Here is a 24,551-nt window from a genome sequence, read left to right as displayed (position 1 = left end):
TCAACATCCCAACTTATCACGTTTTTTCCCATAAGGTTATCACGACGTTCTTCAGACGGAACAACCAACCTTAACCCCGCCCAAAGGGTGGCCCCCAGCCCTCCCAGCCGTATCGGCCCCGCACCAGCCAGGGACAAAAGCCCCCATGCCGTTCCCTCCGGCGCAGGGGAAACGGCGTGCCGTTCCTCCTGCCGATCCAAGGCAACACGCTTCAGCAATTCCGATGGCTGTGTTATAGAAAACGGTTGATGCTTTTTCCTTGAAGTTCCAAAGGGATAACCGGAAAAATGCCTTATCAGTGGATCCTGCCAAGGGGAAAACCGGAGAAAAAGGCTATATTTTCACCGCACTGTGGAGATAAAACAACCATAAACGATAACAGAGTCTTTCTCTTTATCAACCGTAAACTTGAACAGAGCCGTTCCGATTGTGCCGGGGTCCGGGGGGCGGCTCGCCCCCCGGACGGGGTCAAGGGGCGGTAAGCCCCTTGCCGCCGGAGGCCCATCTTTTTAGCTGTGACAGTGCGATCCGCAGCCCTTGAACTTTTCGTACAGGGCCTTGGGCAGGATGCCCTTGACGGACTTGAGGGCCAGCATGCGGCGCATGATGCCGAGCTGGTCTTGGAGGGGAATCTTCTTGGGACAGACATCTTCGCATCCGAGGAGGCCCATGCAGCCGAATACGCCCTGATCGTTGCCGATCACGTCGTAATATTCGTCCTCGGAACGGTTGTCGCGGGGATCGATGTAGAAACGGGCGAGGCGGTTGATGGTCGCCGCGCCGAGGAAGTCCTTGCGCATCCGGGCCGTGCCGCAGGCCGCGATGCAGCAGCCGCATTCGATGCAGCGGTCAAGCTCGAAAATCTGCTCGGCAAGCTCGTTTTCCATGCGCCTTTCTTCGGCGCGGGGATCGAACGCCTTGTCCTGCGTGTGAACCCACGCTTCGATTTTGCGGCCCACTTCACGGAACCATACGCCCGTATCCACCGACAGGTCGCCAAGCAGCTTGAAGACCGGCAGGGGATGCAGGACGATGTGATCCGGCAGATCACGGGTCTGGGTATGGCAGGCGAGGCCGGGACGCCCGTTGATGACCATGCCGCAGGAACCGCAGATGCCCGCGCGGCAGCAGAAGTCGAACTGGAGGCTCGGATCCTGCTGTTCGCGGATGATGTTCAGCGCGATGAACAGGGTCATGGAGTTGTATTCTTCCACATGAAAAGACTGCATGTGCGGAACGGAGGCGGGATCAAGCGGATTGTACCGGAACACCTCGATATGCAATTTGCGACTCATGCTCTTTCCTCATCTACTGAAAATGGTTGTTCTGATCTCCCTTCGCGAACCCTCCCCACCAGCCAAAAAGTTTAGGGGGATGAGAGGAGGGGCCGGGGGAGGGGAGAAGGAGGCCCTTTTCAAAGGGGCCCTTCTCCCCTCCCCCGCAAACGCTTCGCGAGCTACTTGATGGCTTCTTCCGCCTGCGCCTTGGTCTTGATCTTGTCGGCGGGGATTTCGGCGGGGATGATCTTCCCGCCGCCGTAGCCGCGCTCGCCCGGAGGCAGCTCGAACCACGGAGAAGCGTCTTCGTATTTGAGAGTGGGCAGGGAGTCGCCTTCCTTCCAGTAGGCGAGCGTGCGCTTCAGCCATTCGGCATCGTTGCGTTCGGGGAAATCCTCGCGGGTATGCGCCCCACGGGATTCGGTGCGCTGAAGCGCGCCGTAGGCGGTGCAGAGCGCCAGCTTGATCATGCCGGGCACGCGCAGGGCCATGGACAGCTCCGGCGTGAAGCCCTTCACGCTGCCGTAGAGACCAATGTGCTTGGCCCGCTCGGAAAGTTCAAGCAGCCTGTCGACGCCATTCTGGAGATCCTTGGCATTCCTGAAAATGCCCACGTCGTCCATCATGACGTCCTGCATGGCGTTGCGGAGCTCAAAACAGTTTTCCTTGCCGTTGCGACAGGAAACGATGTCGTCAATGGCCTTGGCGACGAGCTTATGGGCATCGTTGACGGGTTCGGTCTTGAACACGCTTTCGGAGCCCTTGAGATACTCAACCACCTTGCTGCCGATGTAACGCCCGGAAACCACGGTTTCAGCGAGGGAGTTGCCGCCCAGACGGTTGAAGCCGTGCAGATCCCAGCACGCCGCTTCACCGGCGGCGAACAGCCCCTTGAGCCCGTAGGCGCGGCCGTCCTTGTCCGTGCGGACGCCGCCCATCGAATAGTGCTGCGTCGGGCGCACGGGGATAAGCTGATGGATGGGATTCACGCCGAGGAAATGCGTACAGATGTCGTAGATCTCACGCAGCTTGGTCGTGATGTGGTGCTCGCCGAGGTGACGGATATCCAGCCACAGGTGGTCACCGTAGGGGCTCTTCACGCCGAAGCCCTTGCGCATGTGCTCGGTCATGCGCCGGGAAACCACGTCGCGGGAGGCGAGTTCGGCCTTCTCCGGCTCGTAGTCGGGCATGAAACGGTACTCGTTCACGTCGAGGAGCGTCCCGCCGTCGCCGCGGCAGCCTTCCGTCATCAGAATGTCCGTGGGCACGCTGCCTGTGGGATGGAACTGGATGGCCTCCATGTTGCCGAGGGGCACGACGCCGGTATTCAGGGCGCAGATCTGGCCGCCGCCGTCGCAGATGACGGCGTTGGTGGTGGCGCGGTAGATGCGCCCGTACCCACCTGTGGCGATGAGGGTCGCCTTGGCGATGTAGGCGACAAGCTCCCCGTCGCGTAGGGAACGGACAATCGCGCCCATGCAGCGCTCGCCGTCATGGATGAGAGCCTCAGCCTGCATACGGTCGTGGATTTCCACGCCGTACTGGAGGCATTTGCTGTCGAGGGTGTTCAGCACGGAACGCCCCGTGCCGTCAGCCGTGTAACAGGTGCGCCATTTCGCGGTGCCGCCGAAGGCGCGGGCGTGGATGAGCCCGTGTTTGCTTTCCTCCTCTTCGGCCTCGAAAGGCTTGCCGCCCTTATAGTAGATGTGTTTGCCCGCGACGACGCGGTTCCACGGCACGCCCCAGTGGGCCATTTCACGCATGACGATGGGCGCGCTGTCCGCGAAAATGCGGGCCACTTCCTGATCGCAGCCCCAGTCGGAACCCTTCACGGTATCGGCGAAGTGGATGTCGGTGCTGTCGCCCTTGCCCATGATGGCGTTGCCGAGGGCCGCCTGCATACCGCCCTGCGCCGCCGAGGAATGCGACCGGCGCGGAGGGACGACGGAAAGACAGATGGTGTGGAAACCTTCCATAGCCGCGGCGAGGGCCACGCGTTCGCCGGCGAGCCCGGCGCCAATGCACAACACGTCGGAATAAATCGTTCTCATGACGCCCTCCCTTAGATGGCCATCGTGGCGAAGCTGTAGTGGGTTGCCAGACTCAGCAGTGCCAGACCGATAACGAGATAGAGGGCATACTTGCGCCACTTCAACCGGTTTTCACGGTTCAGGATGCCGAACTTCACGCCGATGCGGTACAAGCCGATGGCGATATGCAGATCCAACGCGGCGAACAGCACCAGATAGAAAGGAACCATGCCGCCCTGAATGGCCGCCGCACTCTTGTTCGCGGAGATGGGCAAATTCGACAGGACGTTGATGACGTGCGCGCTGGCCATAACAAGGATGACTATCGCGGTGGCGACCTGCACCAGCCACAGCCACGTGTCCATATGGTGCATCATCTTGGCCTGACGCCAGAACTCGCGCAGTTCCAGCGGACTGAACGGCATTTTCCGTGCAGCGAGAATAAAGTGCAGGATCATGACAAGCAAAATGATTGGCCCGCCGATCTGCGCCAAATAAGATGTTTCAAGGAATACTGCCAGAGAGTCCATTATCTTCGGACTCAAGATGACGCTTGAAACAAGTACCATATGCATCAGCACAAAACAGCAGAGAAGGACACCGGTCAACATCTGTATAACATCGGTGTATCCTGAAATATGACTGCGCAGTCTGACGTGTGAAGTGATGTTCGCCTGAGCCATCTTTAGATTCCCTCCTCAAATAATAAAAAAGACCTTACAACTCCTTCCGCTTCTCCTTATTCGCAACTCCTTTGCCAGTTCCGCCATAAGCTGACGCCGCAAGCATCAACTTCCTTTACTTCTTATTGAAGTATAACGGCATTCCTATCTGGTTTAAAGGATACTTTCCTTTTTCTGTCAACCAAGTGTTATTTGTGCGCTCGAACAATATAGCCAATTGCCCTGGAAAGAACTTTTATTATTTATACTTATTAGGGAACAACATAGAAACAATTTTTATTACCATGTCATGTAATATTGTATTTTTACTCATTTTTTCGTTCCATATTTTCTTTGCCGCAAATCCTTTCAGGGAATGACGCCCTTCTTCACAAGATAAAAGGGAATGCAGCGAACCTCCCCTTTTTACACGGTTATTCTCCATGTCCCATGAACAAAAAAGAGCAGCCCGGCAGAGGGAGACGGTTTTACAATGTTGGCAACCCCCTCCCAAGAAAGTGCGGCGCTGCCTCAAGAACGGCCCTCCGGCCCTCCTCCATAAGCGTATGCAGCCACATGGCGCATGTTATGAAGGAAACTTCGCCGGGCCGAGGCCGCGGCTCGGCGATGCGCCCGGATAAGGGGAAAACCATATCCGCCTGACTTCAAAATCAAGCGGCAACGCAGCTCTCCCATATAAGGCGGCCCCCCTCTGCGAACCCACCACAAAGGGTGGCTTTTTTCTCCTTGGCCCTGTTATGGCATGTGGCTGCTTCATCTCCACAGTACGGTGAAAATACAGCCTTTTTCCAGTTTTCCCTTTGGCAGGATCCACGGCTAAGGCATTTTGCCGGTTATTCCCTTGGGGCTTCAGGGGGAAAAGCATCAACCACTTTCCAGAACACAGCCCTCTCCTTACACTTGCCCAATCCAAGGGGCGGCTATACGGATGCCGCCCACCGAAACGCCCCGTCACGGGAGTGGCTGTTTTCATTTCCACAATACAGTGAATATATAGCCTTTTTACCAAATTTTCCGTCGGCGGGCTTCATGACGGATCATCTTCTTGGCTATTCCTTTGGAACTTCAAGAAAGCACCACCCATTACCTGTGGCGGAGCCAAACGAAAAGCCCCCTATTCCGTGGAACAGGGGGCTCAACAAATCAGAGCACGACAGGGTTATTTCGCACGCCAAGCGCCGTGCTTGTTACAGTAGGCGCGGGCGAACACAACCTGATCAAAGGGGATGGGGAATTCGACGACCGGGGTTTCTCCGGCCTTGAAGTACTTGCGCAGCACAGTGTTATCGGAGGTGCGGATTTCGGCCCATTCGATCAGGTGATCGGCTTCCATCCCGTGCAGCTTGGAGCCCACGCTCACCTTGCAGCCCTTTTCCGTGGCTTCCACGACGGGCATGTGCGATTCCCTGGTTCCAACGGGTTCGCGGTCGTCAAGAACTTCCATCGTTTTGCCGCAGCAGATCATGGCGCTGACGCCATCATGCACGATTTCAGTCACGGTTCCGCAAATGGGGCACTTATAAAGCTGATAACGGTACGTCATGGGAGAGCTCCTTCGCAGCGAGGCTGCATATATTGTCCACACGGGGACATCGTTAATGAGTTAATGATAAAAAATACTATTCCTGTTTTTCTTTTTTGTCCATAGTCTACCCCACCTCGGCGGCCTCCGCCCCGAATCTTCCACAATATGCCCTAACAATAAGGGATTCCTATCTTTGTCGAAAAGGAAGGCTCCGCCACAGCCATTCGGCCGGCATTTCGTCTTTTGAAATTTAAAATAAATAATCAATGAAATTCATTAGCTATGGATTTTCCAAAGGCTGTTCCAGAGAAACGGCTGATGCTTCATTTTTTGAAGTTCCAAAGGAATAACCAATAACATATCTCCAATCATAAAGCCCATCAGCGAAGGCTCTGTCATGGCATGTGGTTGCTTCATCTCCACAGCACGCTGAAAGTACAGCCTTTTTATCCGATTTTCCCATCGGCGGAATCCACAGCTAAAACATTTTAGGCTCTGTCATAGTACATGGTTGTTTTTGTTTGTTTCGGCAATATACTGAAAATATATGCTTTTTCTCAAAGTTTTCCGCTGGTGGGCTCTGTGATTGGGGAATTTTATTGATTATTTCTTTGGAATTTCAAGGAAATAAAGCATCAACCGTTTTCTATGGCACAGCCTTATTTTTTTATTTTTATTTATCTTTTTTTGAAATTCCAAAGGGATAACCAATAAAGTGTCTCGCGCTATGGAGTCCTTTAGTGAGAAAACAAGAGAAAAAGGTTGTATTTTCACCATACTGTGAAAATACAACCTTTTTCTATGACAGAGCCACATTTTATTGGTTATCCCTTTGGAACTTCAAAGAAAAAAGCATCAACCGTCATTTCCTCTGACACAGTCAAAAGAAAAGCCCCGTTCATGGAACGGGGCCAATCTCTTCCGAAACAAGCGTTACTTCGCCAGCAGCATCCAGATTTCACCGGGGCCGTTGAGGTGCCCCGCGATATAGGCCGCCCTTGCGCCCTTGCCGCAGAACAGGTCGACGCGGCGCCCCCTGATGGCCTCTCCCGTATCCTGCGCCAACCCGATGCCGAAAAGCGGCGTGGTCGAAACGGGGCCTTCCTCCACGGGGGAGGACGGATCGGGAATATTCACATCAAAGGCAAGCACCGAGCCGAGCGGGAAGGTCGTGCGATCCACAGCCAGCGAGACCATCGAACTGAGCGGCGATCCCATGCTCCCCACAGGGCCGGACGTAATGCTGCCGGAAGAGGTTTCCGGCCCCTTGCGGAAAAAGATGTAGCGCTGGTTGCGCCGGAGCAGGTCGTCACGCGATTCCGGGTGATCGCGCAGCCACTGCCGGATGGACTGCATACTCACCTGCCCGGTGGGGATTTCCCCCTGATCGGCGAGATACCGCCCTATGCTCAGGTACGGCTTGCCGTTGGAACCGGCAAAGCGCACGGGCATCTCCTTGCCGTCCTCAAAACGCAGCCGCCCCGATCCCTGCACCTGGAGGAAAAAGGCGTCCACAGGATCGGACAGCCATGCCAGTTCCAGCCCCTTGCCGCGCAGGACGCCGGGCCTGCCGTCCAGCCCGTCGATTTCGGCCCTCGTATAATAAGGAACGGGCCTCCCCTTCTCCATGCGGTACACGATGCGCTGGCCGATAAGCTCGCTCTTGAAGCCCCCCAGGTTCAGCTCGCGCAGATCCGGCGGCACACGGTACAGCGGGGCCGTATAACCGGGCTTGCGGGTACGGCTTGCCTTGACGACGGGCTCATAGTATCCCGAAAAGGCCGCGCCATCCTTGAGCTTCACCCAGCGGAACCGCTCCGCCAGCAGGCCGGGCTCGGCGTCGAGACGGGGCAGCAGGGCCTCAAGGCAATCCAGCGTCTTGGCCAGATCGCCCCACGTCACCGCCACATCGCCGTGCGCCACCGCGACCTGGCCGGGCTCACGCCCGGCGATATGCGCCCGGCTGGCCCGCAGGGCCGGGGCCAGCTCCTTCCACGAATGCAGGCGCTGCCCGGCGCGATCGAGCTTCCCCGCCAGCACGGCGGCCTGCCCGTCCCCCTCAGGGACAAGATCGCCCGCAACGTCCCGAACCGGAACGGACGGGGCGGGAAGGGAGGCTGCGCACCCCGCCAACAGGCCGAGGGCAAGGGCGGCTGCGGCCAGAACCGCCGTTCCCGCCCCGCGTTTTTGTGGAACCTTCAGCAAAGGATGCTGTTCATGCACGATTTTCCCACCCCCGATGTTTGGCTCGCCCACCGCGTCTCCTATGGAGAAACCGATACGATGGGGTATCTCTATTATGCGGAATACCTGCACCTCTTTGAACGTTCACGCAGCGAGTACATCCGCGAGATGGGCATGAGTTACGCGGAGGTGGAACGCCTCGGCATCATGCTGCCCGTACGCGAAGCCCAGTGCCGCTACAGGCGGCCCGCCCGATATGACGATCTGATCCATATCCGCGCGGGGATAGCCGAAGTCAGACGCGCCTCTCTCGTCTTTGTGTACAATGTCATGGACGCCGAGCGCAAGACCCTGCTTGCCGAAGGCATGACTGAACACGCCTGCACCGGACGCGACGGACGCCCCGTGCGCCCACCGGAATGGTTCGTCAGGCTCATGCGCGGGGAACCGTTCCAGATCCCCGAATAGCCCCTTTGCCCGGACAACGGGAAGGGCTGCCCGTAAAACGGGAGCCGGTTGGAAGGATGCCGGAAGGCCCCGCCCTGTTTCCCCGTATTCAGGGGACGCAGGAAAACGGCAGGCCCCCTTGTGCGCGTTAGAAGCCCCCCTGAGAGAAACGCTTTACAACGTCACGGGTGGGGCTGCCTCGCATACACCAGAAGCCCCCGGCTCTGTTTCACTTGTCAGGCGGCCCTGCCGCCCGTTTGGGATGTCTCTGTGAAATAGGCCGATGCAGGGCGTGAATTCATGGCGCGGGCTTATACGGAACACCAAGCAGATAAAGGGCGCAGGGCAGGCGGAACAAAGGGAAGGAACACGCGCTGCCCGCCAGCACCGCGTATGGCTCCGCTGCACCGACAGCCGGGGCTGGAAGAACGGAAACGGCGGCGTATACGATCAACATTTGGGCACCGTAAACGGGATCTTTCCCTTGTAAGTATATGGCCGAGAACTCCAGCTATAGGCGGGCTCCACATGGAGCAAAACAAGGCCCTGCCATTAGGATGCGGCTGGTTCATCTCCACGGAACACCAAGCAAATAAAGGGCGCAAAGCAGACGGAACAGAGGGAAGGAACACGCGCTGCCCGCCAGCACCGCATATGGCCCCGCTGTACCAGCAGCCGGGGCTGGAAGAACGGAAACGGCGGCGTATACGATCAACATTTGGGCATCGTAACCGGGATCTTCCCTTGCAAGTATATGGTCGGGTGCTCCAAGCCATAGGCGGGCTCCGCATGGATCGGAACAAGGCCCTGCCATAGGATGCCGCTGGTTCTGCTCCACGGAACACCAAGATGAAGGGCGCAGGGCAGGCGGAACAGAGGGAAGGAACACGCGCTGCCCGCCAGTACCGCGTATGGCTCTGCTGCACCGACAGCCGGGGCTGGAAGAACGGAAACGGCGGCGTATACGATCAACATTTGGGCATCGTAAACGGGATCTTTCCCTTGCAAGTACATGACCGGGCGCTCCAAGACATAGGCGGGCTCCGCATGGATCGGAACAAGGCCCTGCCATAGATGCGGCTGGTTCTGCTCCACGGAACACCAAGATGAAGGGCGCAGGGCAGGCGGAGCAAAGGGAAGGAACACGCGCTGCCCGCCAGCACCGCGTATGGCCCCGCTGTACCAGCAGCCGGGGCTGAAAAAACGGAAACGGCGGCGTATACGATCAACATTTGGGCACCGTAAACGGGATCTTTCCCTTGCAAGTACATGGCCGGGCGCTCCAGCCATAGGCGGGCTCCGCATGGATCGGAACAAGGCCCTGCCATAGGATGCCGCTGGTTCTGCTCCACGGTATGGTAAAAAACAGCCTTGTTATCCAGTTTTTTGTTGGCGTACCCTATGTCTGAGGCGTTTTATGCCGTAGCCGAACCCCGCGCCGCCTCTGGAGAGGCGTACCCCAGGCCTGAGGCGTTTTATTGGTTACTCCTTTGGGGTTTCAAAAAAGGAAGCATCAGCCATTGCCTAATGGCACAGCCAAGAACAACATCCGAGGTACCGGAATGAGTGAAGCCAAACAAAACTATTATGGCGGTTTATGTACTGAAATGTACGAAATCTTACACGAAAAAGCCCCGCAAGACGAACTGAACTTTTACCTTTCCTATGCGGGGAAGGACAAGAAAATCCTGGAGCCCCTCTGCGGCAGCGGCCGGTTCCTTGTTCCCTTTATGGAGCGAGGCTTTGATATCAGCGGAATAGATTCGTCGAAAGAAATGTTGGGCAAGCTGAAGCAGAAGGCTCCCAATGCAAAGGCCATCTGTGCCGATATAAGGGAATACTCCCCTCAAGGACATTTTGATTATATCTTTATTTCTTCAGGATCGGTTTCGCTCTTTACAGATATGGGGCTGTGCAAAACCATTTTGACGGCCTTGAAGGAAATGCTGTCCCCAAAAGGCAAGCTTGTTTTTGCCGTTGATACGATAGCCAACAGGTGCCCCGACGACAGCGATTACAAACTATCCCTTTCCGTAAAGACAAAAGAAGGGTTTGACCTCATCCTCAAAAGCAAAAATCTGTATGACGAGCAAAGCCAGACACAGTTTTCTCCGGGAATATATGAATTATACAACGGAGCGGAACTCTTGCGAAGCGAGCGGATGGATTTTCAAACGCATCTGTATACATTTGGGGAGATGGAACAGTATTTAAAGGAAATGGGATTTAAGGATGTGAAGACCTATTCTTCTTTCCAAAAAGAGATTGCAGCCAATAGCGAATGCGAAATGTTTTTATTTGAATGCAGTAACGATTAAGGCCATCCCAAAGCTGCTGCAGAAACAACAAAGCGGGAAAGCCCTACAATGATTTCCCGCCGCCGGCTTCTTTTGTGCCGTCATATCCCCCTACCGGCCGCACCATCTGGATGTCCCTCGCTCGTCCTTCTTTATTGTTCCATCTAAGAAGCCCTTCCCTTTTCTTCCGCCCTTCCCCCCCCATCCCCGCCGCCCCGTCCCAACTTTTCATCAATGCAAGCATCTTCCTGAGCCTCCTTTGACCGTTTCTCGATATAGATTGGCATTTTCTCATAAGACATGGTTATTCAATTCGTCTATTCCTATCTATAACGCATCATCTCTTTTATCAGGACAGGCTTTTTCCTTTTTTATCCATCAAGAAACAATCGGCTGTCCTTAAGCGTCAAACGATACCCTTTATCTTTTTGCGGAAAGAGGGGCCTCCCTCCTTTATCCTTTTGCCGGAAACATGCTTTGGCTGTACGGACTGGAACCTCATACATAAAGGAGTTTCTTATGAAACGATGGTTCAAAGTGCTTACGAGTTTCCTTGCTGTTGCCCTCTTCATCACGTTTTCCTGTGCGGCATTCGCGGCGGCCCCGGTCAAGCTCCGTACGGCGTGGCTTGACGAACACGAAGCCTTCCTCATCTGGTACGCCAAAGAAAAAGGATGGGACAAAGAGGAAGGGCTGGATATTGAAATGCTCCTCTTCTCGTCCGGCATGGCGCAGCTCAACGCCCTCCCCGCCGGGGAATGGGTGCTCGCCGGAACCGGCGCCGTGCCCGGCATGATGGGCGCGCTCCGCTACGGGACGTACACCATCGCCGTCACCAACGACGAATCCTACACCAACGCCCTCCTGCTCCGCCCCGACAGCCCCATCCTCAAGACCAAGGGCTACAACAAAGACTACCCGGAAGTGTACGGGCACCCGGACGACGTGCGCGGCAAGACGTTCCTCATCACCACGATGTCCTCCCCCCACTTCACCCTGAGCCATTGGCTCCGCGTGCTCGGCCTCAAGGAAAGCGACGTCACCATCAAGAACATCGATCAGGCGCAGGGCCTCGCGGCGTTCGACAGCGGCATCGGCGACGGCGTCTGCCTGTGGGCCCCGCACATGTTCTTCGGCATGGACAAGGGCTGGAAGGTCGCCGGAACCCCCAATACCTGCGGCGTGGGCCTGCCCACCGTGCTCATGGGCGACAAGAAGTTCTGCGACGCCAACCCCGAACTGGTCGCCAAGTTCCTGCGCGTGTTCCTGCGTTCCGCCAACATGCTCCAGAAGGAAACCCCGGAATCCCTCGCCCCGGAATACTGCCGCTTCTTCCAGGAATTCGTGGGCAAGAGCTTTACGCCGGAAATGGCCGCGCTCGACATCAAGACGCACCCCGTTTTCAACCTTGAAGAGCAGCTCGCCCTGTTCGACGACTCCAAGGGGCAGAGCAAGGCCGCCAAGTGGATGGCCGACATCGCCGCCTTCTTCGCCGGCGTGGGCCGGATCACGCCCGACGAGCTGAAGGTGGTCAAGGACGGCTCCTACGCCACCGGCAAGTTCCTCAAGCTGGTCAAGCGGCCCATCCCCGACTACAAGTAGCATTCCCGGTTTCCCTCTGCCCTGCCTTTGCCGGCCCTCCGTAACAGGAGGGCCGGCTTGCTTTTGGGAAAACCGGTATGATTCTAACTCTCTGAGCAACCAAACAGCCCCTTTTCGCAAGAAGGGGTTCCATCTTCGCGCCTCGTCTGATAGCATGTGAAAGTTCACCTTTGCATTGCTCCGGGGGGAAACTTTTTCCTTGCATTGCATGGGGGCGGGCGAGGAGAAGACCTAGGGGTTCTCCTTTTTCTTTTCTCCAACCCTGTTGCCCCGTTAGCGTGGATATGTTAGATTTTTTCTCGTGAAGAAGGTCTATTGGTCTTTGAACCACTCTACTGCCGGGAGAATCATGGAAACAATCAATCTTGAAACCACGCGCGACGAAGCGTTTCTTCGCGAGGTGGAAGCAGAAAGCGGTCAGAAGGTGACCAACTGCTACCAGTGTGGAAACTGCACGGCGGGGTGCCCCTGCGGGCCTGAATACGACCTGCAGGTCAGCCAAGTCATGCGGGCCGTCCAGCTCGGTAACAAGGAAATGGCGCTTTCAAGCCGTTCGCTGTGGCTCTGCGTGTCGTGCTCGACCTGTACGTCCCGCTGTCCCAACAACATCGACGTCGCCAAGGTCATGGACGTGCTGCGGCACATGGCCTGGAAGGAAGGCAAGACGAACTACGCCATGGCGTCGTTCTGGCAGTCCTTCCTGACCACCGTCCGCCGCTTCGGGCGCACGTACGAACTGGGCGTCATGGCCATGTTCATGGCCCGCACCGGCCGGGTTTTCACCGATGTGGATCTCGCGCCGCGCATCCTGCCCAAGCAGAAGCTGCCCTTCAAACCCCACACCATCGTCGGCAAGGACGCTGTGGCCCGCATCTTCAAGCGTTTTGACGAGCAGCGCAGCGCCGAGGGGGACAAGTAAATGAAACTCGCCTACTACCCCGGTTGCTCCGGCCAAGGGACGTCCGCCGAATACGAACGTTCCACCCGCGCCGTCTGCCGCGCGCTTGAAATCGGCCTCAAGGAAATTTCCGACTGGAGCTGCTGCGGCTCCACGCCGGCCCACGCCTGCGATCACGTGCTCTCCTCCGCGCTTTCCGCGCGCAACCTCGCGCTTGCCGCCGCCGAAGGCGCCGAACGCGTGGGCACGCCCTGTCCGAGCTGTCTCGCCAACCTGAAGACCGCCAAGCACCGCATGCAGGACGAGGCGTTCCGCAGCAAGGTCAACGCCCTTCTCGACAGCCCCTGTCCCGAAGAGCTGCCCGAAACCGTGTCCATCCTTCAGGTTCTGGTGGAAGACTACGGCATCGGCGCCATCGCCGAAAAGGTCAAGAAGCCCCTCGAAGGCATCAAGGTCGCCTGTTACTACGGCTGTCTGATGAGCCGCCCCGCGGACATCATGCGGTTTGACGACGCCGAGAACCCGATGGCCATGGACAACATCATGACCGCCCTCGGCGCCGAAGTCGTGCCTTTCCCCCTGAAGACGGAATGCTGCGGCGCAGCCATGGGCATTCCCCGCCGCGACATCACCGCCCGCCTTACCGGCCGCATCCTTGAACGGGCGCAGGCCTTCGGCGCGGACGCCGTGGTCGTCGCCTGTCCGCTCTGCCACATGAACCTTGACCTGCGCCAGCGTCAGGCCGTGGGCGGGAGCATGAAGATGCCGGTGCTGTATTTCACGCAGCTCATGGGGCTGGCCCTCGGCCTGCCGCATCAGGAACTCGGCTTTGAAAAGCTCTGCGTCAGCCCCGACGAACTTCTGCGGAAGATCGACGCCGCGCAGGCCGCCAAGGCCGCCAAGGCCAAGGCCGATGAAGCCACAGAGGAGGCCAAGGCATGAAAATAGGCGTTTTTATCTGCCACTGCGGGTCAAACATCGCCGGGACCGTGGATTGCGCCAAGGTCGCCGAGATCGCCAAGACCTATCCCGACGTGGCCTTCTCCACCGACACCATGTACACCTGTTCGGAGCCCGGACAGGAAGAAATCGTCGCCGCCATCAAGGAACACAAGCTTGACGGCGTAGTCGTCGCTTCCTGTACGCCGCGCATGCACGAGCCCACCTTCCGCCGCACCGTGGAACGCGCCGGGCTCAACAAGTATATGTTTGAAATGGCCAATATCCGCGAACACGTGTCGTGGATCGGCAAGGACAAGGAAGCCAACACCAACAAGGCCGCGGAACTCGTCCGCATCGCCGTTGAAAAACTGCGCCGCGACAACCCGCTGTTCTCCAAGTCCTTCGAGTCCACCAAGCGCGTGCTCGTCATCGGCGGCGGCGTGGCCGGCATCCAGGCCGCCCTCGACTGTGCCGACGCGGGCCTCGACGTGCTCCTCGTCGAGCGCGAAACCCACATCGGCGGCAAGATGGCGAAGCTCGACAAGACCTTCCCCACCGTCGACTGTTCCAGCTGTATCCTCGGCCCCAAGATGGTGGACGTGGCCCAGCATCCCAAAATCACGCTCATGGCCGCTTCCGAAGTGACCAACGTGTCCGGGTATGTGGGCAACTTCACCGTGACCGTGAAAAAGAAGGCCACCTACGTGGACTGGTCCAAGTGCACCGGCTGCGGCGCCTGCATGGACAAGTGCCCCGCCAGGAAGACCCCGGACAAGTTCAACGAGTTTGTCGGCCCCACCACCGCCATCAACATCCCCTTCCCGCAGGCGATCCCCAAGAAGGCGTCCATCAACCCCGAATACTGCCGCAAGCTCACTTCGGGCAAGTGCGGCGTCTGCGCCAAGGTGTGCCCCACCGGTGCGATCAACTACGAGATGAAGGACGAGATCGTCACGGAAACCGTGGGCGCCATCGTAGCCGCCACCGGCTACGACCTCATGGACTGGACGGTCTACGGCGAATACGGCGCGGGCCAATACCCCGACGTCATCACCTCGCTCCAGTACGAACGCATCATGTCCGCCTCCGGCCCGACCGGCGGCCACATCAAGCGCCCGTCCGACGGCAAGGAACCCAAGAGCGTCGTGTTCATCCAGTGCGTGGGCTCCCGCGACAAATCCATCGGCCGCCCCTACTGCTCCGGCTTCTGCTGCATGTACACCGCCAAACAGGCCGTCCTGACCAAAGACCACATCCCCGATTCGCAGTCCTACGTGTTCTACATGGACATCCGCTCCAACGCGAAGCTCTATGACGAATTCACGCGCCGCGCCATCGAGGAATACGGCACCCAGTACATCCGCGGCCGCGTATCCGCCATCCAGCCCGACGGCCACGGGCAGTACATCGTCCGCGGCGCCGACACCCTGCTCGGCAAGCCCGTCGAGGTGAAGGCCGACATGGTCGTGCTCGCCGTGGGCATCGAAGGTTCCAAGGGCGCGAACAAGCTCGCGGAAACCCTGCATATCTCCTACGACAGCTTTGGGTTCTTCATGGAATCCCACTGCAAGCTCCGCCCCGTGGAGACCAACACCGCCGGCGTGTTCCTCGCGGGCGTGGCCCAGGGCCCGAAGGACATCCCCTCCTCCGTCGCGCAGGGCAGCGGCGCCGCCGCCAAGGTGATCGGCCTCCTCTCCAAGCCGCTCCTCGAAAGCGACCCGCAGATCTCTGTCGTGGACATCAAGCGCTGCGTCGGCTGCGGCAAGTGCATCAAGGTGTGCCCGTTCCAGGCCATCGTCGAAAAGGAAATCCGCGGCGAAAAGAAGGCGCAGACCATCGAGGCCGTGTGCCAGGGCTGCGGCCTTTGCACGGCTACCTGCCCGCAGGGCGCCATCCAGCTCTCCCACTTCACTGACAACCAGATCCTTGCGGAGGTAGACGCTCTATGTCGGTGCTGACAGGCAAAGAACTCCGGATCGTAGGCTTCCTCTGCAACTGGTGCTCCTATGGCGGCGCCGATACTGCCGGGGTCGCCCGTTTCACACAGCCTACGGACCTGCGTATCATCCGCGTCCCCTGTTCGGGCCGCGTCAATCCCCTGTTCCCGCTGAAAGCCCTGCTTTCCGGCGCCGACGGGGTGCTCGTGTCCGGCTGTCACCCGCGTGACTGCCACTATTCGGAAGGCAACTATTATGCCCGCCGCCGCCTCGAAACGCTGAAGGAATTCCTGCCCATCATCGGCATCGATCCCCGCCGCTTCGAGTATACGTGGGTGTCCGCCTCCGAAGGCCAGCGCTGGCAGGCCGTGGTCACTGCGTTCACCGAACGTGTCCACAAGCTCGGGCCCGCGCCCAAGTTTGAAGACGCGAAGCCCTTGTACGTCATGCCCAACCTTGAACTGCCCGCGCCCCTGCGTCCGCTCGGCTGCGGCGTCAACCCCGCGGCCATGACCGAACTCAAGGATCAGATCAAGGCCGCGCTCGAAGCCAAGGAAGTGGAATTCGTCATGGGCTGGCAGAAGGGCTTTGACGGCCTGCACGCCACGCCCCTGTACATGCGCAGGCCCGAAGATGTCGAAAAGCTCATCTGGGGCCCGCTCAACGTCCACTCCCTCGCCACCTACCTGCCCCTCTTCAAGGGCAAGAAGGTCGGCATCGTGGTCAAGGGCTGCGACTCCCGCGGCGTCGTGGAACTCCTTCAGGAGAACCTCATCAACCGTGAGGACGTGGTCATCTTCGGCATGGGCTGCAACGGCACCGTCGACATCAACCGCGTGCTCGCCAAGATCGGCGACGTGACGGAAGTCGAATCCGTGGCCGGATCCGGCGCCACCCTCAAAGTCCGCGCCGACGGCAAGGACTACGAGTTCGCCATGCAGGACGTGGCGCAGGACAAATGCCGCGCCTGCACCGTGCCCAACGCCGTCATCCACGATCACTTCGCGGGCCCGCCCACGAAGATCCCGGACGGCGCCCAGCCCGCCATGCCCGCGATCATGACCTTCCTCGACGGCCTGAGCCTTGAGGAGCGCATGGGCTTCTGGCGCGGCCACATCGAACGCTGCATCCGCTGCTACGCCTGCCGCAACGCCTGCCCCATGTGCGTATGCCGCGACAACTGCGTGGCCGACAGCCGCGAACCGCACTGGCTCACGCAGGAAGACAGCCCCACGCAGAAGATGTTCTTCCAGCTCATCCACGCGATGCACCTCGCCGGACGCTGCACCGGCTGCGGCGAATGCAACCGTGCCTGTCCGATGGGCATCCCGGTCGGAGCCCTCAAGCTCCAGATGGGCCGCGTCGTGAAGAAGCTGTTCGAATACGCGCCCGGCATGGACGTTGACGCCGTGCCGCCGCTGCTCGGCTTCCAGCTGGAAGAAAAGAACATTCACGAACACCACATCGAGGGAGCATAAACGCAATGAGCGCCATACGATTCCTCGCTGCCGACAAGCTGGCCCCGTGGCTGGCCGAAGTGGCGGCATCCCGTCAGGTGCTGGCCCCTCGTCAGGAGGGTAAGGCGGTTGTGTTCCGGCCTCTCGTCGCCGGAGAAACGCCGTCGCTGGCCCGCGCCACCGTATCCCCCAAGGCCGCCGTTTTCCCCGCCTGTGAAACGCTCATCAGATTCACCGGCACCAAAGACCCGGAAAACCCGGCCAAGCTGGACATAAAACTTGACGACACCCCCGACGCCCCGGCCCGGATGGTGTTCGGCTGCCGTTCCTGCGACGCCCGCGGCTTCGCCGTGCTCGACAAGCCCTTCCTCCAAGGCAAGTTCCAAGATGCCTACTACAAGGCCCGCCGCGACAACCTGCTGGTCGTCACCCGGACTTGCGACAGCCCGTGCAGCACCTGCTTCTGCCACTGGACAGGCGGCGGCCCCGCCGATCCCACCGGCTCCGACGTGCTGCTCACGGCTGTGAACGGCGGCTTCGTGCTTGAGGCCGTCTCTGAAAAGGGCGAAGCCTTCCTTGCGTCGACCAAGCTCGCCGACGGCTCAGACAAGATGGACGAAGCCAAGGCCGTCCGTGAAAAGGCCGCCGCCAGCCAGCAGCCCGCCCCGGATCTGTCCAAGGCGGCCCGCCGCCTCGAAGAGCGTTTCACCGACGTGGACTTCTGGACGGAACAGACCGCCAAGTGCCTCTCCTGCGGCGCGTGCACCTACATGTGCCCCACCTGCCAGTGCTTCAACATCTCCGACGAGGGCAACACCCTCGAAGGACGCCGCCTGCGCAGCTGGGACAACTGCATGTCCCCGCTGTTCACCCGTGAGGCCAGCGGGCACAACCCCCGCACGGCCAAGGCCCTGCGCATGCGCAACCGCGTTTCGCACAAGTACTGGTACGCCCCCGACGACAGCGACGGGCGCTTCGCCTGTACGGGCTGCGGTCGGTGCATCAAGCAGTGCCCGGTGTCGCTGGACATCCGTGAAATTGTCCTCAACGCCATCGCGGATGACGCGGAAGCCAAATAAGGAGTCTGAACATGGCAGGGACGCACAATCCCCTTCTGCCTGAAATGGCGACCGTCATCGAAACCGTGCAGGAAACGCACAACATCAAAACGTTCCGCGTGCGTTTCGATGATGAAGAAAAAATGAAGAACTTCACCTTCCAGCCCGGACAGGTGGGGCAGCTCTCCGTTTTCGGCGTGGGCGAGTCGACCTTCGTGATCAACTCTTCCCCCACCCGGATGGATTACCTCCAGTTCTCCGTGATGAAGGCCGGCGAGAACACCGCCGCCCTCCACAAGCTCAACGCCGGGGACAAGATCGGCGTTCGCGCGCCCCTCGGCAACTGGTTCCCCTACGACCAGTGGAAGGGCAAGAACGTCTTCTTCATCGGCGGCGGCATCGGCATGGCCCCCATCCGCACCATCATGGTGTACCTGCTGGACAACCGCAAGGATTACGGCGACATCAGCCTGCTGTACGGCGCCAAGACCCCTGCGGATCTGTCCTTCCGGTCCGACATGCCCGAATGGTTGGAGCGCAAGGATCTGAACGTCACCCTCACCATCGACAATCCTGCCGATGGCTGGGAACACAAGGTCGGTCTCATCCCCAACGTGCTCAAGGAAATCGGCCCCAAGCCCAAGAACACCATCGCCGTCCTCTGCGGCCCGCCGATCATGATCAAGTTCACCCTCGCGGCCCTCGTCGAGCTGGGCTTCCCGGATGACCAGATCTACACCACGCTGGAAAAGCGCATGAAGTGCGGCATCGGCATCTGCGGGCGCTGCAACATCGGCGGCAAGCTCGTCTGCGTCGACGGCCCCGTCTTCTCCAACAAGCAGCTCAAGGAACTCCCGCCTGAGCTGTAGGATTATGATGATTGAATCGGGGAGGGGGAAGGGCCCCTTTTGAAAAAGGGCTCCCTTCCCCCTCCCCGAACCCCACCCCCTTCCCCCTAAAACTTTTATAATAGGGGTGAGGGGAAAACGGCAGACACGGCATCGCTCCCATCCGGGAATGATGCCGTGTCTGTTTTTGGAAAGGCTGTGTTATAGAAAAGGGCTGATGCTTTCTTCCTTGAAACTCCAAAGGGATAACCGGAAAAATGCCTTAACCGTGGAGCCCGCCAAGGGGAAAACCGGAGAAAAAGGCTGTATTTTCACCGCACTATAGAGATAAAACAACCACATACTCTAACAGAGCCTTTCTCTTTATCAACCGTAAACTTGAACAGATCCGTAAAATAAAGACACAACCTAAGAACATCAATCAGTTATTGTGGCAGGAGGCTTTCTCATCGCCTTCCCTTATTCTAAAAATGCCTCTTGTACTGCTGCCGTACTCCTCCCTGCCTTATGTTTTAGGCTACTTCATAGGAAATGGTTGATGCTTTATTTTTGGCTCTGTCATAGTACATGGTTGTTTTGTTTCAGCAATACACTGAAAATATATGCTTTTTCTCCAAATTTTCCGCTGGCGGGTTCTGTGATTGGGGGATTTTATTGGTTATTTCCTTGGAATTTCAAGGAAATAAAGCATCAACCGTTTTCTATGACACAGCCTTATTTTTTTGGCTCTGTCATAGTATGAGGTGCTTCATCTCCATAGTACGGTGAAAATACAGCCTTTTTCTCCGGTTTTCCTTTTGACGGAATACAGGCCAGGGCATTTTCTCGGTTAACCCTTTGGAACTTCAAGAAAAAAGCATCAACCACTTTCTAGGACACAGCCATTTTTTTTAAATTCCAAAGGAATAACCAATAAGATGCCCCAGCCATAAAGCCCATCGACGGGAAAACGGGATAACAATCTGTATGTTCACCATACTGTGGAGATAATACAGCCACATCCCATGACCAGAACCATATTTTAGAGAGAGTCTTCCCTGTGGTTTTGCCTCCCCCTCCAATAGTTCCATACGAAGGAGAAACGGCTGAGGCTTTGCGCTGCGCGGAGGGAGATCCACCCGGTCGCAGACCGGGTTAGCTCCCGGAGCATCGGCAGCGCACCGACGACGGATTGCGGACAAAGGAAGACCCAAAAGGAAGAGGGCCGCTGCGTGACAGGCCGGCAACCCACTTGAGGCAGCGGAGAAACGGGGTGTTCCGGGGGGATTGCAAAGGGGGCCTCGGAGGGGCGGAGCCCCTAACAGGCCCCCTTTGCCCCCGCGGGAGGCGGCCACCCTGCGCGGCAGGGAAAACGCCCGCCGGCGCAGCCGCCCCCCCATTCCCGTAACACTCCATAATAACCTTAAACCATTGCCAAATACTCCGCTTCCAACCCAATCCCCTCCACCGTCAAAACGGCAAGATGCGGATACACCTCCACGCCGTGCGCCACGGCATCCCGCAGCCCTGCGGCATACGCCGGATCAATCATGTCCGCAGGCCCGAAACAACAGGCATCGGGCCGCTGTATGCAGTAAAACATGGCGGCCCGCTCCCCGGCGGCAACAATGCCCTTCAGCGTCCCCAAATGCTTGAGCCCCCGCTCGGAAACGGCATCCGGGAACAGCGCCACGTCATCCTCCGACATGGTGACGTTCTTGCACTCAACCCAGAGCCGGGGCATCCCCGGCCCTTCGAGCAAACCGTCCAACCGGCTCTCGCCCCGCACCTTTTCCCGCGCGAATGAAGTGTATCCTTCCGCCCACGGCAGCTTGCCAGCCCTGAACGCCGCTTCAAGCATCCGGTTGGGCGTGCTCGTGTTCACCCCGGCCCAGAAGCCGCCGCGCGGATACGCCGCAGGATCGCCGCACCACACCAGCTCCAACGTCCACCTGAGCTTCCGGCCGGGATTCTGCGCGGGAGACAACAGCACGGGCGCGCCGGGCCGCAACAGCCCGATCATGGACCCCGTATTGTTGGTATGCGCCACATCCGGCTTGCCGTCGATCAACACATGCACGAAAAAACGCTTCTCACGGCGCACCAGACGCCCGACCACACAGCCGGAAGGAAATGGCAACAATATGGACATGCACCCCATCCCATTCCCTCAGGAGCCGTGCCCTGAGGGTGTTCTTTCTTAAAAAAGCGAATGCCGATACACGGCTAGAGGAAAAAAAGCCCTTCCCGCTTCCCGCGTATCCACCAATTTACAGACGGGGCCTAACCTGCTACTGCATGACGACAAAGTCATGTAGCCACCGAGGTATAGTCCCATGCAATTCTCCGAAAGAATGGCCCACATAAAGCCTTCCGCCACCCTGACCATCAACGCCAAGGCCCTTGAGCTCAAATCGCAGGGCGTCGATGTGACCAGCCTGGCAATCGGCGAACCGAATTTCCCCACCCCCGCCCATGTCTGCGATGCCGCAAAACAGGCTATCGACGAGGGATTTACCCGCTACACCGCCGTGCCCGGCATCCCGCCCCTGCGGGAAGCCATCGCCGGTTACTTTAAGCGCGCTTACGGCGTCGACGTCGCGCCGGACTGTACCATCGCCAGCAACGGCGGCAAACAGTCCCTGTACAACCTGTTCGCCGCCCTGCTCAATGACGGCGACGAAGTGCTCATCCCCTCGCCGTACTGGGTGAGCTACCCCGACATGGTCTACTTGAACGGCGGCGTGCCGGTCGCGGTCAAGGCCCCGGCCTCGCAGGGCTTCAAGGTGACGGTGGAACAGCTCGAAGCCGCGCTGACCCCGAAGACCAAAATACTCGTCTTCAACTCGCCTTCCAACCCCACGGGCGCCTGTTATTCCGTGCCCGAACGCGACGCCATCGTGAAATGGGCGCTGGATCGCGGCCTGTTCATCATCGCCGACGAAATCTATGACCAGCTCGTCTACGAGCCCAACAAGCCGTCGAGCATCATCGTTTGGTGGAAGCAGTACCCGGACCGCATCGCCGTCGTCAACGGCCTTGCCAAGAGCTTCGCCATGACCGGCTGGCGCGTGGGCTATACCGTGGCCCATCCCGACCTCATCAAGAAACTCAGCCAGATCACCGGACAGGCCACCGGCAACATCTGCTCCGTTTCCCAGAAGGCCGCCGTAGCCGCCCTCACCGGCCCCTACGACTGCGTGGAGTCCATGCGCCGGGCCTTCCAGAAACGCCGCGATATGGCATGGAAGGAAATCGCCTCGTGGCCCAAGGTGGTATGCCCGAAACCCGAAGGCGCGTTCTACCTGTTCGCGGACATTTCCGCCCTGTATGACGAAAAAATGCCCGACGCCACCGCCGCCTGCACCCGCCTGCTCAGCGAAGCGGGCGTGGCGCTGGTTCCCGGCGACGCCTTCGGAGCGCCGGACTGCATCCGGTTCTCCTACGCCGTGGCTGACGACGTGCTTATGGACGCCCTCGCCCGCGTCCGCAAGGTTCTCATCGGACAATAACGCTGACCTCCGGTTCCGAAAATCCCGGAACCGGAAAACGCCGCCCGTGGACGGCACTTTTCAGGAGACGGTATGCATACTTTGGATTGGAAGCACGCATGGGCCGGACGGCTGCTGACGACGGCCCCGACGCGCCCACAGGCGCTCAAGCTCCTTGAGCCGCAGCTCGACAGCTGCAACGCCCGCCTCATCGGTGAAGTGGCCTCGGGCAAACTTCCGTTCCTCAACCTTCCCTTCCGGAGCAGCCTGACGGCCCGCCTCAAGGCCCTCACCCCGCGGCTCCGGCGGTTCAGGCACATGGTCGTGCTCGGCATCGGCGGCTCGGCCCTCGGTACCCGCGCGCTCCAAAAGGCCTTTTTCCCACAGCAGGATCTCCCGAACCACCAGGGGCCGTGGCTGTGGATTCTGGACAACGTGGACGCCGATGTGCTCGAAGCCCAGATGTCCGCCCTCAACCCCGAAGAAACCATTGTCGTCCCCGTCAGCAAATCCGGCGGGACCATCGAAACGCTAGCCCAGTACTTTTTTATGAAGGCATGGCTGCAAAAGGCGCTCCCCGACACGTGGCACGAGCATATGCTGCTCGTTACCGACGAGAAGAAGGGCTATCTGCGCGAAGAGGCGGACCGTCACAACATCGTGTCCCTGCCGGTGCCGGATCACCTGGGCGGGCGCTACTCCGTCATTTCGGCGGTGGGGCTCGTACCCGCGGCCTTCATGGGCCTGCCGTGGGAAGACTTCCTCGAAGGCGCGGCCTGCGTGAACGCGCCGCTCGTCAACGACGAACTCGGCAAGCCGGAAGCCCTCCGCAGCCATCCCGCATGGGCGCTTGCGAACTGGTGCTTCGAGCTGTCGCGGCACGACTACAGCCAATTGGTTTTCTTTACGTACATCCCTTCATGGGCCTCTTTCGGCCAGTGGTTCGGCCAGCTCTGGGCGGAAAGCCTCGGCAAAAACGGCAAGGGAACCATGCCGCTGCCCGCCGTGGGCGTTACCGATCAGCACTCGCTCCAGCAGATGTTCCTCGACGGCCCCGCCGACAAGGGCTGCATCCAGCTGCACTGCCCGAACCTGAACAAGGGCCCGCGGTTCCCGGACGGCGTGCCGGACAGTTGGGGATGGCTGCGGGGCAAGGCATTCGGGGATCTGCTCAACGCCGAAACCCTCGGCTCGGCTGCGGCCCTCGTGCATAACGGCGTGCCGCTCACCCGCCTGGAAGTGGCGGAATCCTCCATGCGCGCCGCGGGCGAAGTCATGGGGCTGCTCATGGCCACGACCGTGCTTACCGGCTGGCTTATGAACATCAACCCGCTCGACCAGCCCGCCGTGGAGCTCGGCAAACGCCTTGCCTATTCCCGCCTCGGCTCCTCCAGCTACCCGGAAGAAGCCGCCATCTTGAAGGCGTTTCTGAATTAGGGGATAAAAGGCATCGGGGGAGGGGAAAGCGTTTCCGAAAAACAGTTTTCCCTCCCCCAAGCTCGACTGCCCGCTCTTTTTCCCTTTGGCCCTGTCATAAGATACGCTTGATCCATCTCCACGGCATGGTGAAGGGACGGCTTTTTCCTCCGGCGTTTCCGTCGACGGGCCCCATAACCAAGGCACTGCGCCGGTTATCTTTTTAAAACTTCAAGGCCCTGCCGGGGCATGTGATTGCTTCATCTCCGCAGCGCGGTGAAAAGACAGCCTTTTTCTCCAGTTCTCCCTTGGCGGAATCCCCGGATGCGGCATTGTGCCGGTTTACTCCTTTGGAACTTCAAGGAAAAAGCATCAACCGCTCCCTATGGCACAGCAAACTTCAAAAAACGGGACATATCAACAGATTGCCGCGGCACGGCTTTCCCTTTCCAAAGACGTTTCGCCTCTTGGGTTTCTGAG

At 59.0% G+C, this 24,551-nt stretch carries 19 protein-coding genes; 11 read left to right on the top strand and 8 right to left on the bottom strand.

Features of this window, described 5'->3' with window-relative positions; all coding sequences use genetic code 11:
- Positions 1 to 509: 509 nt before the first annotated feature.
- The 6 genes from AC6I1V_RS09805 to mltA form a co-directional block, all read right to left on the bottom strand.
- On the bottom strand, positions 510 to 1,295 hold the full coding sequence (locus AC6I1V_RS09805; protein ID WP_302554607.1) for a fumarate reductase iron-sulfur subunit: 786 nt from the start codon (positions 1,293 to 1,295) through the stop codon (positions 510 to 512).
- Between the two features lie 161 nt (positions 1,296 to 1,456).
- Positions 1,457 to 3,328, bottom strand: coding sequence for a fumarate reductase flavoprotein subunit (locus tag AC6I1V_RS09800; protein WP_486853371.1), 1,872 nt, complete (start codon positions 3,326 to 3,328; stop codon positions 1,457 to 1,459).
- 11 nt (positions 3,329 to 3,339) lie between these two features.
- The gene (locus AC6I1V_RS09795; RefSeq protein WP_486853372.1) at positions 3,340 to 3,852 is read right to left on the bottom strand and encodes a succinate dehydrogenase/fumarate reductase transmembrane subunit; all 513 of its coding nucleotides are present in this window, start codon (positions 3,850 to 3,852) and stop codon (positions 3,340 to 3,342) included.
- Between the two features lie 1,297 nt (positions 3,853 to 5,149).
- Positions 5,150 to 5,533 carry a desulfoferrodoxin family protein gene (locus tag AC6I1V_RS09790; protein WP_308770960.1) on the bottom strand — a complete coding sequence of 128 codons (384 nt, stop codon included), beginning with the start codon at positions 5,531 to 5,533 and terminating at the stop codon, positions 5,150 to 5,152.
- Positions 5,534 to 5,795: 262 nt separating this feature from the next.
- Positions 5,796 to 5,978 (bottom strand): hypothetical protein, encoded by a 183-nt coding sequence (locus AC6I1V_RS09785; protein ID WP_497736975.1) that lies wholly within the window; start codon positions 5,976 to 5,978, stop codon positions 5,796 to 5,798.
- A 470-nt stretch (positions 5,979 to 6,448) separates the two neighbouring features.
- Entirely contained in the window at positions 6,449 to 7,738 is a 1,290-nt protein-coding gene (gene mltA / locus AC6I1V_RS09780; RefSeq protein ID WP_308770959.1) for a murein transglycosylase A, read from the bottom strand.
- Here mltA and AC6I1V_RS09775 point away from each other — a divergent pair.
- Positions 7,733 to 8,167, top strand: coding sequence for an acyl-CoA thioesterase (locus AC6I1V_RS09775; RefSeq protein WP_308770958.1), 435 nt, complete (start codon positions 7,733 to 7,735; stop codon positions 8,165 to 8,167). The genes mltA and AC6I1V_RS09775 overlap by 6 nt on opposite strands.
- A 690-nt stretch (positions 8,168 to 8,857) precedes the next feature.
- Here the strand turns inward: AC6I1V_RS09775 and AC6I1V_RS09770 are convergent.
- Positions 8,858 to 9,292: a hypothetical protein gene (locus tag AC6I1V_RS09770; RefSeq protein WP_497736974.1), complete on the bottom strand. Its 435-nt coding sequence runs from the start codon at positions 9,290 to 9,292 to the stop codon at positions 8,858 to 8,860.
- 416 nt (positions 9,293 to 9,708) lie between these two features.
- Here AC6I1V_RS09770 and AC6I1V_RS09765 point away from each other — a divergent pair, with 416 nt between their 5' ends.
- The 8 genes from AC6I1V_RS09765 (at position 9,709) to AC6I1V_RS09730 (ending at position 19,206) form a co-directional block, all read left to right on the top strand.
- On the top strand, positions 9,709 to 10,464 hold the full coding sequence (locus tag AC6I1V_RS09765; RefSeq protein WP_486853374.1) for a class I SAM-dependent methyltransferase: 756 nt from the start codon (positions 9,709 to 9,711) through the stop codon (positions 10,462 to 10,464).
- 498 nt (positions 10,465 to 10,962) lie between these two features.
- A complete protein-coding gene (locus AC6I1V_RS09760; protein ID WP_308771212.1) occupies positions 10,963 to 12,045 on the top strand; it encodes an ABC transporter substrate-binding protein in 1,083 nt (360 codons plus the stop codon).
- A 349-nt stretch (positions 12,046 to 12,394) separates the two neighbouring features.
- Complete coding sequence (locus tag AC6I1V_RS09755; protein WP_302554211.1) at positions 12,395 to 12,964, top strand: 4Fe-4S dicluster domain-containing protein; 570 nt, start codon at positions 12,395 to 12,397, stop codon at positions 12,962 to 12,964.
- Entirely contained in the window at positions 12,965 to 13,885 is a 921-nt protein-coding gene (locus AC6I1V_RS09750) for a CoB--CoM heterodisulfide reductase iron-sulfur subunit B family protein (protein WP_308771213.1), read from the top strand.
- Positions 13,882 to 15,843, top strand: coding sequence for a 4Fe-4S binding protein (locus AC6I1V_RS09745; RefSeq protein WP_486853375.1), 1,962 nt, complete (start codon positions 13,882 to 13,884; stop codon positions 15,841 to 15,843). Before AC6I1V_RS09750 ends, AC6I1V_RS09745 begins: the two co-directional genes overlap by 4 nt.
- Positions 15,831 to 17,300 carry a hydrogenase iron-sulfur subunit gene (locus tag AC6I1V_RS09740; RefSeq protein ID WP_308771214.1) on the top strand — a complete coding sequence of 490 codons (1,470 nt, stop codon included), beginning with the start codon at positions 15,831 to 15,833 and terminating at the stop codon, positions 17,298 to 17,300. The genes AC6I1V_RS09745 and AC6I1V_RS09740 overlap by 13 nt, the downstream gene beginning before the upstream one ends.
- A gap of 5 nt (positions 17,301 to 17,305) precedes the next feature.
- A complete protein-coding gene (locus AC6I1V_RS09735) occupies positions 17,306 to 18,358 on the top strand; it encodes a 4Fe-4S dicluster domain-containing protein (RefSeq protein WP_486853376.1) in 1,053 nt (350 codons plus the stop codon).
- 11 nt (positions 18,359 to 18,369) lie between these two features.
- Positions 18,370 to 19,206 (top strand): FAD/NAD(P)-binding protein, encoded by an 837-nt coding sequence (locus tag AC6I1V_RS09730; protein ID WP_308771215.1) that lies wholly within the window; start codon positions 18,370 to 18,372, stop codon positions 19,204 to 19,206.
- Between the two features lie 1,381 nt (positions 19,207 to 20,587).
- On the opposite strand, the gene sfsA is transcribed toward AC6I1V_RS09730, so the two are convergent.
- Positions 20,588 to 21,316 carry a DNA/RNA nuclease SfsA gene (sfsA, locus tag AC6I1V_RS09725; protein WP_308771397.1) on the bottom strand — a complete coding sequence of 243 codons (729 nt, stop codon included), beginning with the start codon at positions 21,314 to 21,316 and terminating at the stop codon, positions 20,588 to 20,590.
- A gap of 184 nt (positions 21,317 to 21,500) precedes the next feature.
- Between sfsA and AC6I1V_RS09720 the strand changes: the two genes are divergently transcribed.
- Both AC6I1V_RS09720 and AC6I1V_RS09715 read left to right on the top strand, forming a co-directional pair.
- The gene (locus AC6I1V_RS09720) at positions 21,501 to 22,676 is read left to right on the top strand and encodes a pyridoxal phosphate-dependent aminotransferase (RefSeq protein ID WP_302551927.1); all 1,176 of its coding nucleotides are present in this window, start codon (positions 21,501 to 21,503) and stop codon (positions 22,674 to 22,676) included.
- Positions 22,677 to 22,748: 72 nt separating this feature from the next.
- Complete coding sequence (locus tag AC6I1V_RS09715) at positions 22,749 to 24,092, top strand: phosphoglucose isomerase-related protein (RefSeq protein WP_486853377.1); 1,344 nt, start codon at positions 22,749 to 22,751, stop codon at positions 24,090 to 24,092.
- The last annotated feature ends 459 nt before the right edge of the window (positions 24,093 to 24,551 follow it).

This window comes from Bilophila sp. T19-St14, assembly GCF_059728385.1.
Note: the sequence above shows the minus strand (reverse complement) of the source record. Positions and strands in the feature narration are given on the sequence as shown.